The 13,133-nt window shown below is 68.7% G+C and carries 11 protein-coding genes; 7 read left to right on the top strand and 4 right to left on the bottom strand.

Annotated elements, in window-relative coordinates:
• The first annotated feature begins 8 nt into the window (after positions 1-8).
• From ACZ6SF_RS08745 to ACZ6SF_RS08735, 3 genes are all read left to right on the top strand, one after another.
• The gene (locus tag ACZ6SF_RS08745) at positions 9-1,787 is read left to right on the top strand and encodes a putative bifunctional diguanylate cyclase/phosphodiesterase (protein ID WP_466061457.1); all 1,779 of its coding nucleotides are present in this window, start codon (positions 9-11) and stop codon (positions 1,785-1,787) included.
• Between the two features lie 149 nt (positions 1,788-1,936).
• Entirely contained in the window at positions 1,937-3,211 is a 1,275-nt protein-coding gene (locus tag ACZ6SF_RS08740; RefSeq protein WP_466061456.1) for an MFS transporter, read from the top strand.
• 28 nt (positions 3,212-3,239) lie between these two features.
• Positions 3,240-4,208, top strand: coding sequence for a DMT family transporter (locus tag ACZ6SF_RS08735; protein ID WP_466061455.1), 969 nt, complete (start codon positions 3,240-3,242; stop codon positions 4,206-4,208).
• Between the two features lie 18 nt (positions 4,209-4,226).
• Here ACZ6SF_RS08735 and ACZ6SF_RS08730 read toward each other — a convergent pair whose 3' ends face one another.
• The 4 genes from ACZ6SF_RS08730 to ACZ6SF_RS08715 all read right to left on the bottom strand — a co-directional run bounded on the left by ACZ6SF_RS08730 (position 4,227) and on the right by ACZ6SF_RS08715 (position 9,282).
• Positions 4,227-6,512 carry a heavy metal translocating P-type ATPase gene (locus tag ACZ6SF_RS08730; RefSeq protein WP_466061454.1) on the bottom strand — a complete coding sequence of 762 codons (2,286 nt, stop codon included), beginning with the start codon at positions 6,510-6,512 and terminating at the stop codon, positions 4,227-4,229.
• Between the two features lie 22 nt (positions 6,513-6,534).
• Positions 6,535-7,461, bottom strand: a complete 927-nt coding sequence (locus tag ACZ6SF_RS08725; protein ID WP_466061453.1) for a hypothetical protein — start codon at positions 7,459-7,461, stop codon at positions 6,535-6,537.
• A gap of 248 nt (positions 7,462-7,709) precedes the next feature.
• Positions 7,710-8,450, bottom strand: a complete 741-nt coding sequence (locus ACZ6SF_RS08720; RefSeq protein WP_466061452.1) for a lysophospholipid acyltransferase family protein — start codon at positions 8,448-8,450, stop codon at positions 7,710-7,712.
• 70 nt (positions 8,451-8,520) lie between these two features.
• Positions 8,521-9,282: a lysophospholipid acyltransferase family protein gene (locus tag ACZ6SF_RS08715; protein WP_466061451.1), complete on the bottom strand. Its 762-nt coding sequence runs from the start codon at positions 9,280-9,282 to the stop codon at positions 8,521-8,523.
• A 120-nt stretch (positions 9,283-9,402) separates the two neighbouring features.
• Here ACZ6SF_RS08715 and ACZ6SF_RS08710 point away from each other — a divergent pair, with 120 nt between their 5' ends.
• The 4 genes from ACZ6SF_RS08710 (at position 9,403) to ACZ6SF_RS08695 (ending at position 12,731) form a co-directional block, all read left to right on the top strand.
• Entirely contained in the window at positions 9,403-10,419 is a 1,017-nt protein-coding gene (locus tag ACZ6SF_RS08710) for a hypothetical protein (RefSeq protein WP_466061450.1), read from the top strand.
• 43 nt (positions 10,420-10,462) lie between these two features.
• The gene (locus ACZ6SF_RS08705) at positions 10,463-12,040 is read left to right on the top strand and encodes a Rieske 2Fe-2S domain-containing protein (protein ID WP_466061449.1); all 1,578 of its coding nucleotides are present in this window, start codon (positions 10,463-10,465) and stop codon (positions 12,038-12,040) included.
• A 173-nt stretch (positions 12,041-12,213) separates the two neighbouring features.
• Complete coding sequence (locus ACZ6SF_RS08700) at positions 12,214-12,480, top strand: type II toxin-antitoxin system Phd/YefM family antitoxin (RefSeq protein ID WP_466061448.1); 267 nt, start codon at positions 12,214-12,216, stop codon at positions 12,478-12,480.
• Positions 12,477-12,731, top strand: a complete 255-nt coding sequence (locus tag ACZ6SF_RS08695) for a Txe/YoeB family addiction module toxin (RefSeq protein ID WP_466061447.1) — start codon at positions 12,477-12,479, stop codon at positions 12,729-12,731. Before ACZ6SF_RS08700 ends, ACZ6SF_RS08695 begins: the two co-directional genes overlap by 4 nt.
• Positions 12,732-13,133 lie beyond the last annotated feature (402 nt).

Here is a 13,133-nt window from a genome sequence, read left to right as displayed (position 1 = left end):
CCATGGTCATGTCCCGGACCACCGGGGCCTTCTATGTCATGGGTGGGGCCCTGGGTCTGCTGGTGACCGCCATCGCGCCCACCCAGGTGCTCTACCCGGGTGACGAGGGCAACCGGTGGCTGGTCGGTTCGGCCGCGGCGGTCGCGCTGTTGCTGGGGATAAGCCTGCTCGGCTGGGGTCCGCGGATGCCGCATTGGCTGCATCACGGCTATGTGGTGATGGCGACCCTGCTGGTGACGATCGCCGTCCATTCCTTCCCCAATACCGTCGCGGCGATCACCCTGGCCTCGTTCTACGTCTTCGTCGCCTGTGACGCGGCGCTGTTCTTCGCGTGGACGCAGGCCGCGGCCCATATCGCGCTCTGTATGGCGTTGTGCCTGTGGGTCCTGCCCACCCGGGCCGGCCTGCCGTGGTGGTCCGGGGTGATCCCGGCCGGGATCACCTTCGGTGTGGGGGTGGTGGTCGGAATTCTCACCCGGATGGCGTCGGAGGCCGATATCGACACCCTCACCGGTCTGCTGAACCGGCGCGGTTTCGACCGGGCGCTCAACACCGCCATCGAACAGGCCGACCGCTCCGGGCAGGCACTGGCGCTGGTACTGGTCGATCTGGATCGCTTCCAGAAGGTCAACGATCATCTCGGGCACCGGGCGGGAGACGCGGTGCTGCAGCGGGTGGCCGATACCTGGGCCGGTCTGCTGGGCCCCGGGCAGCGGCTGGCCCGGTACGGCGGCGACGTCTTCGCGGCGCTGCTGCCCGGAACCACCGAACAGGCCGCCATCCTGCTGACCGAACAGCTGCGGGCCGCGGTGAGCACCGGCTGTTCGGCCGGTGTCACCTCCTGGCAGCCGGGCGAATCGGCGTCGCTTCTGGTCAGCCGTGCCGATGTGGGGCTGTACCGGGCCAAGCAGTCCGGCCGCAACCGGACCGTGCTGGAATCCGGGCACCGGACCCCGCTGGCCACGGAACTGCGCGAGGCGATCGACAACGGCAACCTGGATGTGCACTATCAGCCGATCGTGAGTCTCGGCGACGGCGGCGACAAGGCGGTCGGGGTGGAGGCGCTGCTGCGCTGGTCCTCGAGCGCGCAACCGGATGTGACCACCGAGGGACTGATCCGGGTCGCCGAGGAATACGACCTCATCGCCGATCTGGACGAACTGGTACTGCGCCGGGCCTGCGCCGATGCCGCGCAGTTGCAGGACACCTTCGCCGCGCTGGACCTGACCCTGAATGTGAACGTCAGCGGTCTGGAACTGGCGGAGAGCGGTTACGCGGACAAGGTCGCGGGGATCCTCGAGAGCAGCGGGTGGCCGGCCGATCAGCTCGTCCTGGAGGTGACCGAGACCGAGCTGGCCGCCGAATCGGATACGGCCATCGCCAATCTGCACACCCTGCGCGAGCGCGGCGTCCGGATCGCCATCGACGATTTCGGTACCGGCTATTCCTCGCTGAGCCGGCTGGCGACCCTGCCCAGCGACATCATCAAGGTGGATCAGTCGTTCGTGGCGGCGATCCGTTCCGATTCACCGGCGCCGCCGTTGCTGGGCGTGATCGCGGCGCTCAGCAAATCGCTGGACCTGCAGGTGATCGCCGAGGGCGTGGAAACCGAGCATCAGGCCGCGGTGCTGACCGAGCTGGGTTTCGCGCTGGCGCAGGGCTATCACTACAGCGATTCGCATCCGGTGGCGGACCTGATCAGCGATATGAACCGGGGACAGCTGCGCCCGGCGGAGCGGCGCGAACTGGACGCCTCGGCCGACGACAACGGGTGGATCCCGCTGTAGCGGTTCGCCGGTCTCCCGAAAAGCGCTTGACCCGCGCGCTCGCCGCGCGAATGCTGATCGCTGTGCGAATGATCTTCTACCACCGTTGAGCCGGGCCCACCGGCTCCGATCGGGAGGCCGGACTGCGCTCGCTGACACTGCGCGCGACGTTGTTCGCCGCGACGGGCGACCTGATCCCGTACTACGGGCTCTACGCCCTGCTGTTCGCCGACCACGGCTTCGGCCCGGGGCAGATCTCGTTACTGCTCGCGCTCTGGTCGGCGACGGCCTTCGTCTGCGAGGTCCCGTCGGGCGCCTGGGCCGATACGGTGTCGCGTCGCGGCCTGCTGGTCGCGAACGGCCTGCTGATGACAGCCGGATTCGTGCTGTGGACCGCGGTTCCGTCGTACGCCGGGTTCGCCCTGGGGTTCATCCTGTGGGGGCTGGCCGGAGCGCTGCGGTCGGGCACCTTCGAGGCCCTGCTCTACGACGAACTCACCGCCCGGGGTGAATCCCGCGCGTATGCGCGCGTGCTCGGCTACACCCGTTCGGGTAGCGAACTGAGCGCGGTGGTCGCGATCCTGGCCGCGACCCCGCTGTATCTGTGGGGCGGGTACGCGCTGGTCGGCTGGGCCAGTGTGGGCTGCGCGGTCCTGCACACGGTGCTGGCGCGCAGCCTGCCGGCCGCGCCGCGATCCGTATCCGCCGCCGAAGTGGCCGAACTCGACGAGGACGATCCCGGCGAACCGGCCGTCCTGACTCCCGGCCCCCGGCCCGCCCCCGCCGAGCCCACGGCGGCCGATGGTTCCGGCACCTTCCGGCGGTATCTGCGAATGCTGCGCACGGGCGTCGCCGAGGCCGTCCGGGTGCGGAAGGTGCGGTACGGGGTCGCGCTGGGCGCCCTGCTGTACGGGATCACCGCGTTCGACGAATACTTCGCCCTGGTCGCCGGGGAGGCGGGCGTGGCCACCGGGGTGGTACCGCTACTGGTCGGGGTGACGGTACTGGGGTCGCTGGCGGGTTCGCTGCTGGCGGGCCGCACCGAGGCGATGAGCGCGCGGACGATGGCGTGGGCGCTCGGCGGCGCGGGTGTCCTGTTCGGTGCGGGCGCGCTGGTCGCCGGGGCGGCCGCGCATAGTCCGGGGGCGATGTACGTGCTCACCGTGCTCGGGTTCACGGCACTGGCCGCGGCGTACGGCACCGTCTACAACGCGGGCATCGTCGCCGAGGCGCGGTTGCAGGACGCCATCACCGGACCCGCCCGCGCCACCGTCATGTCGGTGGTCGGACTGCTCGAGGAGCTGGTCGCGCTGGCCGTTTTCGGATTCGTGGCCCTGCTGACGCTGTGGCTGCCGATGTCGTCGACGATCGCCGCGCTGGGGCTCGCGCTGATCGCGATCGCCCTGCTGACCCCCTCCTGGCTGCCGTCCCGGCCGGGCCGGTAGCGCCCACGCCGTCGGTAGGGTTCCGATCATGGTGTGGCGGCAGTGGGGTCTCGGTCTCGGACTACTCATCGGGGCCGGGGTCGCGACACAGGGTCGCATCAACGGGGAGCTGGGAGCCCGGTTGCAGGACGGTGTCGCCGCGGCGGTGGTGAGTTTCGGTAGTGGTTTCGCCGTGCTGGCGGTGGCGGTGCTGCTGAGTTCGCGGCTGCGGGCCGGGCTGCGGGAGGTCCGGCGCGCGGTGGCGGCGCGCGAACTGCGGCCGTTCCAGTTGCTGGGCGGGTTGTGCGGGGCGATGTTCGTGGCGAGTCAGTCGCTGACGGTCGCGGCGATCGGGGTCGCCGCGTTCACCGTCGCCGCGGTGTCCGGTCAGCTGCTGAGCAGCCTGCTGGTCGACCGGTTGGGGGTGGGCCCGGGTGGCCGCACCCCGGTCACTCCGGCGCGGATCGCGGGTGCGGTGCTCGCGGTGTTCGCGGTACTGGCGGCCGGGTCCGGGGGCACGGGTCCGGATTCGAACACCTCGGACTGGCTGGGCACGGTGCCCACACCGTTGCTGCTGGTACTGCCGGCCGTGGCCGGGTTCGGTTTGGCCTGGCAGCAGGCGTGGAACGGCAGGATCGGTACGAGCGGTAGTCCGTTCGCCGCCACGGTGATCAACTTCGCGGTCGGCCTGGCCGGACTGCTGATCGTCGAGGCGCTGGTGCTGGTCGCGGTGGGACCGCCCGCCGACTTCCCGCGTGAACCGTGGCTGTATCCGGGCGGCGTCATCGGGGTGGTGTTCATCGCGGCCGGGGTGCTGGTGGTGCGCTGGGTCGGAGTGCTGCTGATGGGGTTGAGCACGGTCGCCGGGCAACTCTCGGCGTCGCTCGCACTGGACTGGATGCTGCCCACGGGTGCGGAATTGTCGGCGGTGAAGATCGTCGGGTGCGTGCTCACCCTGGTGGCGGTGGTGATAGCGGCCCGCTCCGCGACACCGGAGGGTTCACCGGGAACCCGGTGAACCCTCCGTGCGGCACGCTCAGCGGGTGGGGCGGAAATTGCGCAGGCGCAGGCTGTTGCTCACCACGAATACCGAGGAGAACGCCATCGCGGCGCCCGCCAGCATCGGGTTGAGCAGCCCGGCCATCGCCAGCGGGATCATGGCGACGTTGTAGCCGAAGGCCCAGAACAGATTGCCCTTGATGGTGCCCAGGGTGCGCCGGGCCAGCCGGATGGCGTCCGGCGCCGCGGTGAGGTCGCCGCGGACCAGGGTCAGATCGGCGGCCTCGATGGCGATATCGGTGCCGGTGCCGATGGCCAGTCCCAGATCGGCGCGGGCCAGTGCGGCGGCATCGTTCACGCCGTCGCCGACCATCGCGACGACCCGGCCCTCGCTCTGCAGGCGTTCGATCACCGCGACCTTGTCCTGCGGCAGCACCTCCGCGATCACCTCGTCGATCCCGACCTCGGCGGCGATGGATTTCGCGGCCGTGGCGTTGTCGCCGGTCAGCATGATCGGGGTGAGCCCGAGGGCGCGCAGCCGGGACACCGCTTCGGCCGAGGTCGGTTTCACGGTGTCGGCGACGACGAGCACTCCGCGGACCTGCCCGTCCCAGCCGACGGCCACCGCCGTCCGGCCCTTGCTCTCGGCCGCGTGCATGGCCTGTTCCAGTTCGGTATCCGGGTGCAACGCGTAGTCCGCGAGCAGTCCGGGCCGCCCGACGACCACCGCGTGCCCGTCGACGATGCCCTCCACGCCGAGCCCGGCGGTGCTGTGGAAACTCTCCACCGGCCGGAGTTCGCCGACCCGCTCCCGGGCGCCCGCGGCGATCGCGGCGGCGATCGGGTGCTCCGAGGAATCCTCGAGCGATCCGGCCAGCCGCAACACCTCATCGGTGTCACCGCCGTCGGCAGCGATCACATCCACCAGCGTCATCCGGCCGGTGGTGACGGTGCCCGTCTTGTCCAGGACGACGGTGTCCACGCGCCGGGTGGATTCCAGCACCTCGGGCCCCTTGATGAGGATGCCCAGCTGGGCGCCGCGCCCGGTGCCGACCATCAGGGCGGTCGGGGTCGCCAGGCCCAGCGCGCACGGGCAGGCGATGATCAGGACCGCGACCGCGGCCGTGAATGCCGCCGCCACCGATCCGCCGGTGCCGAGCCAGAAACCCAGTGTCGCCACCGCGAGCGCGATCACGATCGGCACGAACACCCCGGAGATCCGGTCGGCCAGCCGCTGGGCCTGTGCCTTCCCGGACTGCGCGTCCTCGACCATGCGCGCCATCTGCGCGAGCTGGGTATCGCCGCCGACCCGGGTCGCGCGAACGGTCAGCCGTCCGCCCACGTTCACGGTGGCGCCGGTGACGGTATCGCCCGGTCCGACCTCCACCGGTACCGGTTCGCCCGTCAGCATGGACACATCCACCGCCGACGAACCGTCGGCGACCACACCGTCGGTGGCGATCTTCTCGCCGGGCCGGACCACGAAACGGTCGCCGACGGTGAGCTGCCCGACCGGTATCCGCTGTTCGGCCCAGCTGTCGTCGCCGGCGCCGGGGCGCAGTACCGAGACCTCCTTGGCGCCCATTTCCAGCAGCGCGCGCAGCGCCGCCCCGGCCCGCCGCTTGGACCTGGCCTCGAAATAGCGCCCGGCCAGGATGAAGGTGGTGACTCCGGCGGCGGCCTCCAGATAGATACTGCCGGTACCGTCCATCCGGGCGATGGTGAACTCGAACGGGTGGGTCATACCCGGGGTACCCGCGGTGCCCCAGAACAGGGCGTACAGCGACCAGCCGAACGCGGCCAGGGTGCCCAGGGACACCAGGGTGTCCATGGTCGCGGTGGCGTGCCGCAGATTGGTCCAGGCGGCCCGGTGGAACGGCCACGCGCCCCAGACCACCACCGGCGCGGCGAGGGTGAGCGAGAGCCACTGCCAGTTGGTGAACTGCAGCGCCGGGATCATCGCCATCGCGATCACCGGCACGGTCAGCACCAGCGAGATCAGCAGCCGGGTGCGCAGCGCGCCGGTGGGATCGGCCGGTTCGGCCGCCTCCGGTTCGGCCGCGGGCGGTTCCGGGAGGGCCGCGGTGTAACCGGTGGCCTCGACCACGGCCACCAGATCCTCGGGAGCCAGATCGGCCGGGTAGTGCACCCGGGCCTTCTCGGTGGCGTAGTTGACGGTCGCGGTGACACCGTCGAGGCGGTTGAGCTTCTTCTCGATGCGGTTGGCGCAGGAGGCGCAGGTCATACCGCCGATCACCAGTTCGACCTGTTCGGTCGGCGTCGCGGCGGTCGCCGGGGTGGTTTCGTGTGCCTGGGTGGTCATCGTCTGTGCTCCGTGGCCGGTATCAGTGGCCGTGGCCGTTGTCGGTGGGGGCCGGCGAGGTTTCCGCGTCGTGCGGGTCGCCGGGTGTTGCGGTGGCGGTTACGGGAACCGTGAACTCGGCCCGGCGTACCGCTCCGTCGTGGCGGAATTCGAAGAACAGCCGGTAGTCGCCCGTACCGGGTGCCGTCACCGCGAAGGTTACGCCCGGTCCGGCGGGCGTGGTTCCGTCACCCGGGTGGCCTGCGGGATGGACGTGCAGGTAGCCGAGGTCGGCGGTCCGCAGGGCCACGAGATGACCGTAGGCGCCCAGGTAGGGCTGCAGATCGGTGACCGGCTTCCCGCCGCGGGTGACGGTGAAGGTGGACTCGGTGTGCGCGCCGGGCGCCGGGCCTCCGGTCAGTTCCACGGTGTAGTCGCCGGTGGTCGCGGTGGTGGCGGGCGCGGGGAGCGGCCGGGGCGCGTAGTTCCCGGCGACCCGCAGGTCGGTGCCGAGGGTGAAGGGCGCGCCGTCGGCGGTGACGAAGTCGGCGAAGACGCGGTAGTCGCCCGCGCCGGTGAGATCGACCGGTGTGCTCCAGGTTCCGTCGGCGCCCAGGGTGGGGTGCAGGTGCCGGTAGGCCGCGGTGTCGCGGCGCACCACGATCAGGTGCAGGTCCTTCTCGTGTTCGGGGGTGTATCGCGTGACCGGGCGGCCCGCGCTGTCCTCGATCCGGAAGCGCAGGGTGCGGTCGCGGCCCGCGGTGGTGAGCGGTTCGTCCAGTACCAGGGTGTATCCGCCCGCGCTGTCGGTCAGGCCGCCGGGAGCGGATGTATCCGGCTCGTCGGTGGCCGTGCTGTGCTCATCCGGCTCGGCGCCGGGCGTATCGACCAGGGTGCCCACTCCCAGCGCGACGCCGAACAGCGCGACAAGTCCGAGCGCGAATCCCGCGAACTTCGTCGACGTTCTCATCGGGTGCTCCATCCATCGATCGGCGGCGGTCTCCGCCGCCGTATGCCGGTTACGATACCCCCCTAGGGTATTTTGTCAACCGTGCTCGTGGAGGGGTGGAAATCTTCGAGAAGGTGGGCGATGACCGCGTGAAAACGCCGGTCCGGATTCGCCTCCGGCGACGCCGGGGGATCGCCGGGCGCACCGTGACGGAGAACCGGCGGGGGGTATACGAAAGTGGGCTCCCGCCGGATGGCGGAACTCGCGCGCTAAGGCCGGTTCGCCCGGCGCCGGGCGTACTCCTCGGCCTCCAGCACCGCCGCCCTGTCGAGTGTGGGCGCGCCGCCGCCCAGCCGGGCCGGAACCCACGGCGCACCGGCCGGCATCGGATAGCCCTGCTGGGCCGCGTCCAGCAGCTCACTCATCCGGGTGCGCAGGGTCCCGGTCAGTTCGGTCGTCGAGCCGGCCGCTTCCAGCGGTTCGCCGATCCGGATATGGATCGGGAAACCGTGGCGGCCCAGCTGTTTCGGGAACCCCTTGGTCCAGATCCGCTGCGCGCCCCAGATGACGATCGGCACGATCGGCGTATCCGATTCCAGCGCCATCCGCGCCGCGCCCGATTTGAATTCCTTCAGTTCGAAGCTGCGGCTGATCGTGGCTTCCGGATAGACCACGACCAGTTCGCCGTCGCGCAGCGACGTCACCGCCCGGCCGTAGGATTCCGCCCCGGCCGACCGGTCCACGCCGATCGCCTTGCAGTGCTTCATCAGGAAACCGACGATGCCGTGTTCGAGTTCGGCCTTCATCATGTACCGCACATTGCGCCCGGAACGGCGTCCGACGACCCCCACCTGCATGAAATCCAAATAGGCCGTATGGTTCACCGCCAGGACGGCGCCGCCGGTACGCGGGATGTGTTCCTGTCCCCGGATATCGATCCGCAGCCCCTGCGCGAAGTTGACCGTATGCACGAGCCCGGCGAGAACATCGAAAACCGGCTCCCGTGCCATCGTCTGCTCCTGATCACTACCCGCGGTTACGCGCGCCCGCGGCCGCCACCCACGTTCGGCGCAACCGATGTTACGCGCCGGAGTCGTCCCCGTCGGCGCGTTTGCGGGCCGCGCGTTCCTCGGCCTCGGCGGCGTCCAGGGCGTTGGCCTCTTCGAGCGTGGGCGCGCCGCCGCCCAGCCGGGCCGGGACCCAGTAGGCGCCGGGCTCGTGGACGTAGTTCTCCTGCAGCCCGCTCAGCAGTTTCTGCATGGTGACCTTGAGTTCGGCGGTGAGCTCGGCCGCCGGCTCGGAGGGCGGGATCGGTTCGCCGACGGCGATGGAGATCGGTGTGTTGGTACGGCCCAGCCGCTTCGGATGACCCTTGGTCCAGACGCGCTGCGCACCCCAGATGACGATCGGGATGATCGGCACCCCGGCCTCGATCGCCATCCGCGCCGCCCCGGACTTCAGATCCTTGATCTCGAAGCTGCGGCTGATGGTGGCCTCGGGATAGACCCCCACGAGTTCGCCGTCGCGCAGGTACTCCACCGCGGATTTATAGGAGTCCGCGCCGGCGGTGCGGTCGACCGGAATATGTTTCAGTGCCCGCATGATCGGCCCGGAGACCTTGTTGTCGAAGACCTCGTGCTTGGCCATGAACCGGATATAGCGCTTGGGAGTGCGCACCGGCAGCCCCGCGTAGGTGAAGTCCATGTACCCGGTGTGATTGACCGCGAGAACCGCACCGCCCCGGGCGGGAATGTTCTCGTCGCCGGTGACGGTGAATTTCAGGCCCTCGAGGAAGAAGACGGTCCGGGCCAGCCCGATGATCGTCCGGTAGACGGGTTCCACAAGTCCGCTAGCGTAGTCGCTGCCATGATGACCGGCAGCGTCCGGCCCGCCGCGCCGATCCCTGTCCGGGTTGCCCGGATCCGCGCGGAGCCGGACGAGCCGAGGTGTATCGCAGGAAAGGTGATCGTCGAAGTGGAACGCGCCCGCCCCGTACCGTCGCGTCGAACCGGCAGTGCCGCCGTGTCGCAACGGGTACGCGAGGTCCCCGAGATCGCCACCGAGGGGATCGCCACCGAGGGCGCGGTCGCCGCGCCGGTCGCCGGCCGGCGGTATCACCGAGCGCGCTCGCTGGCCGCCGGTCTGGCCGCGGCCGGAGTCCTGCTGAGCACCGGATGTGATTCGGTCCAGGGGATCCCGGGTGACGATCAGGGCTCCGGGCAGGCATCCGCCGCCGAAACGACGGAGGCGACGCAGCCGGAGCCGCCCGCGGGCCCCCGGCCGCCGGCGGTCCCGGAATTGCCGCCGGTCCCCGCGGACGCCCCTCTCGTCGGCGCGGTCCCGGGCGTGGATCAGGCCACGCCCGCGCTGCGGCGATTCGCCGCCGACCTGCGCACCGGCGATATCGCGACCCTGCAGCAGCGTTGCTGGTCGCTGCCGCCCCTCACCGTGCAGACCATGTACGCCGACACCGGCGCGGTACTCACCGCGCTGGCCCAGCCGGGTACCGCGATCGACGGAACCCTCACCTGGACCGACGGAGTGACCACCGTCACCGTCGACGAGAGCCGGGTCGCGTCCGGATATGCCTGCGGGCGGGTGTCACCCGCCTATACAGAACCGGTCTTCGACGCCGCCGACGCCCGGCACACCGTGCGCCGATACCTCGCGCGGTCCGTCGGGCAACCCCTCGACCCCGCCGACCGCGAAGAGGAATACCCGCTGGTCTGCGCGACCGACCCGGTCGAGTGGGACCCCCAGGCCACCGGCGCGCCGGTGGTCCCGCCGCTCGCAACCGATCCCGACGCGCTCGGCGGAATCACCGGATTCGCCGATCAGCAGATCAGTTCACAGCAGTTGACGCCCGGATATATGTCGGTATCGGTGCCGGTCACGAATGTGTCGGGGGTCACGCAGAATCGGACATTCCTCCTCGACCAGGGTGACGACGGCTACTGCATCGGGGAAATTTCGTCCTGACCCACTACCCTGGAGGCCTTGAACGGTCAGGAGGAGTGAGCTCGTGCAGATCACCAGCGTCGGACACGCGGGATTCCATATCCGGACCGCGGCCGGTTCCATCCTTTGCGATCCCTGGATGAACCCCGCGTACTTCGGTTCCTGGTTCCCGTTCCCGGACAACACCCAGCTCGACTGGGAGGAACTCGGCAACTGCGATTTCCTCTACGTCTCCCATCTGCACCGAGATCATTTCGACGCCGCGCATCTACGCGAATACGTCAACAAGGACGCCACCGTTCTGCTGCCCGACTACCCGGTTCCGGATCTGCGCCGTGAGCTGGAGAAACTCGGCTTCCACAAATTCTTCGAAACCGAGGATTCGGTGAAGCACGAGATCACCGGGGCGATGGGCGCCGGGAGCGGCGATCCCACCGCGAAACTCGACATCATGATCGTCGCGCTGCGCGCCCCCGCGGACGGTCCGATCGGCGATTCCGGGCTCCTCGTCTCCGACGGCGAGACCACCTGTTTCAATATGAACGATGCGCGTCCGGTCGATATGGACGTATTGCACGACGCGTTCGGCAAGATCGATATTCATCTGCTCCAGTACTCGGGCGCCATCTGGTACCCGATGGTCTACGACATTCCGGCCCGCACGAAATCCAATTTCGGTAAGCAGAAGCGGCAGCGCGGAATGGACCGGGCCCGCAGTTATATCGAACAGGTCGACGCCACCTGGGTGGTGCCGTCCGCGGGTCCGCCGGTTTTCCTGGACGACGATCTGCGCTACCTCAACGACGACTGCGGCGACGAGGGCAATATCTTCCCCGACCAGATGGTCTTCCTGGACCAGATGCGGCAGCACGGTCACGACCGCGGCCTGCTGATGGTGCCCGGTTCGACCGTCGACGTCCACGGTGCCGACGCAGAACTGAACCATCCCTACGACCCGGCGACGGTCTGGAGCGATAAGGCCGCCTATATCGAGAAGATGGCGCAGCGGCTGGCGCCCGTCCTGGTGGCGGAGAAGAAGACCTGGGCTCCGGCCGAAGGCGAGCCCCTCCTCGAACCGCTGCGGCAGTTGTTCGAGCCGATCATGGCCCAGAGCGATCTGATCTGCGACGGAATCGGTTACCCGGTCGGTCTGGTGATCGGCGAGGAAACCGTGGTCCTGGACTTCCCGAAGCGCGCCGTCCGCGCACCTCTCGAAGGTGAGGGCCGCTACCGCTACGGATTCCGCATCGCCCCCGAACTCGTGCGCACGGTCCTGCGCGATCAGGAACCCGACTGGGTGAACACCATCTTCCTGTCCACCCGCTTCCAGGCGTGGCGGATCGGCGGCTACAACGAATACCTCTACACCTTCTTCAAATGCCTCACCGACGAACGCATCGCCTACGCCGACGGCTGGTTCAACGAGGCCCACGACGATTCGGCCTCGGTGGAGGTCGAGGGCTGGGAAATCCAGCGCCGCTGCCCGCATCTGAAAGCCGACTTGTCGAAATTCGGTGTGGTGGACGGGAAAACCCTCACCTGCAACCTGCACGGGTGGCAGTGGGACCTGGAATCGGGCCGCTGCAAGACCTCCAAGGGCCACGAACTCCGCTCCCGGAAGGTCGGCGAACCGGCTGGGTAACCTGTCGGCATGCGGCCGATCACCATCCAGGCTGGCAGCGGGTTCACGGTGGCCCTGGGGCGTGGACCACGCGCGACGGTCGTGCGGCCTACCTGCCCTACTATCTGATCCCGCGACAAGTCGTACCATAATCCGGTACGATTAGTAGGCGACCCAGGGAAGGGGAACGGCCGATGACCAGCATGTCCGCCAGCGAAGCACGTGCCAACCTGTACCCACTGATCGAACAGGTCAACGACGATGCCGTCGCCGTCCACATCACAAGTCGCAAGGGCAACGCCGTACTGATCTCCGAAGACGAGTACAACTCGCTACGCGAAACTCTCTACCTGATGCGTTCCCCCGCTAACGCCGCACGCCTCGCTCAGGGCATCGCCCAGCTCGAAGCGGGCGATTCAGTTGAGGTGAACCTGGAGCAGCTCGCCGAAGAGCTCGAATGAAAGTCACCTTTGCCAAGGTCGCATTCGAAGATCTCGGCCACTGGATCTCCACTGATCGCAAGATGGCGTTACGAGTAATGCGTTTGATAGACGATATCAACCGCGATCCCTTCACCGGGCTGGGTAAGCCCGAACCGTTGAAGGGCGACAAATCGGGGTATTGGTCTCGGCGAATCAACGACGAACACCGCCTGGTCTACGCCGTTTCCGGAGACAACATCCTCATTGCTCAGGCTCGCTATCACTATTGATCAAGATCTGCTACCAGCCAGCAATCGGGTTACGCCGGGGGCTGCTGCCTCACTACGCCCCTGGCGTTCTTGATGGGTGGTACGCCGACTGAGCCGCGGCCGCTGACCGACCTCGAGGCCGCGGCCATTGCGAAGTTACTGTCGGTGGATGGAGTCGGCTCCGCCGAATATCTAGCGCAGATACCCTTTTGCAGGGTGGTTTCCACCTGGGGTGCCGGGTCGCCCAGTATTGATATCGAAGTATGTTCCGGTGCCGCCGGAGCGGCCGGTTCGGCGGATGGAATCTTCGCGAGCGGCGCGGTTACGGATCCCGCTGGGGCACCTGTCGGTGAGGTCATCCTCTGGGTCGAGGGCGGGAGACTCAGTGGTCTCGAATACGCGTGGTACACCGACGAACGCCCA

This window comes from Nocardia sp. NPDC049935 (assembly GCF_055586645.1).
This window is presented reverse-complemented; position numbering and strand designations above follow the sequence as displayed.

Coding starts and splice junctions, on each gene's coding strand:
- ACZ6SF_RS08725 (WP_466061453.1), bottom strand. CDS start 7,461: ATGAGAACGTCGACGAAGTTCGCGGGATTCGCGCTCGGACTTGTCGCG.
- ACZ6SF_RS08720 (WP_466061452.1), bottom strand. CDS start 8,450: ATGGCACGGGAGCCGGTTTTCGATGTTCTCGCCGGGCTCGTGCATACG.
- ACZ6SF_RS08700 (WP_466061448.1), top strand. CDS start 12,214: ATGACCAGCATGTCCGCCAGCGAAGCACGTGCCAACCTGTACCCACTG.
- ACZ6SF_RS08695 (WP_466061447.1), top strand. CDS start 12,477: ATGAAAGTCACCTTTGCCAAGGTCGCATTCGAAGATCTCGGCCACTGG.
- ACZ6SF_RS08735 (WP_466061455.1), top strand. CDS start 3,240: ATGGTGTGGCGGCAGTGGGGTCTCGGTCTCGGACTACTCATCGGGGCC.
- ACZ6SF_RS08745 (WP_466061457.1), top strand. CDS start 9: ATGTCCCGGACCACCGGGGCCTTCTATGTCATGGGTGGGGCCCTGGGT.
- ACZ6SF_RS08730 (WP_466061454.1), bottom strand. CDS start 6,512: ATGACCACCCAGGCACACGAAACCACCCCGGCGACCGCCGCGACGCCG.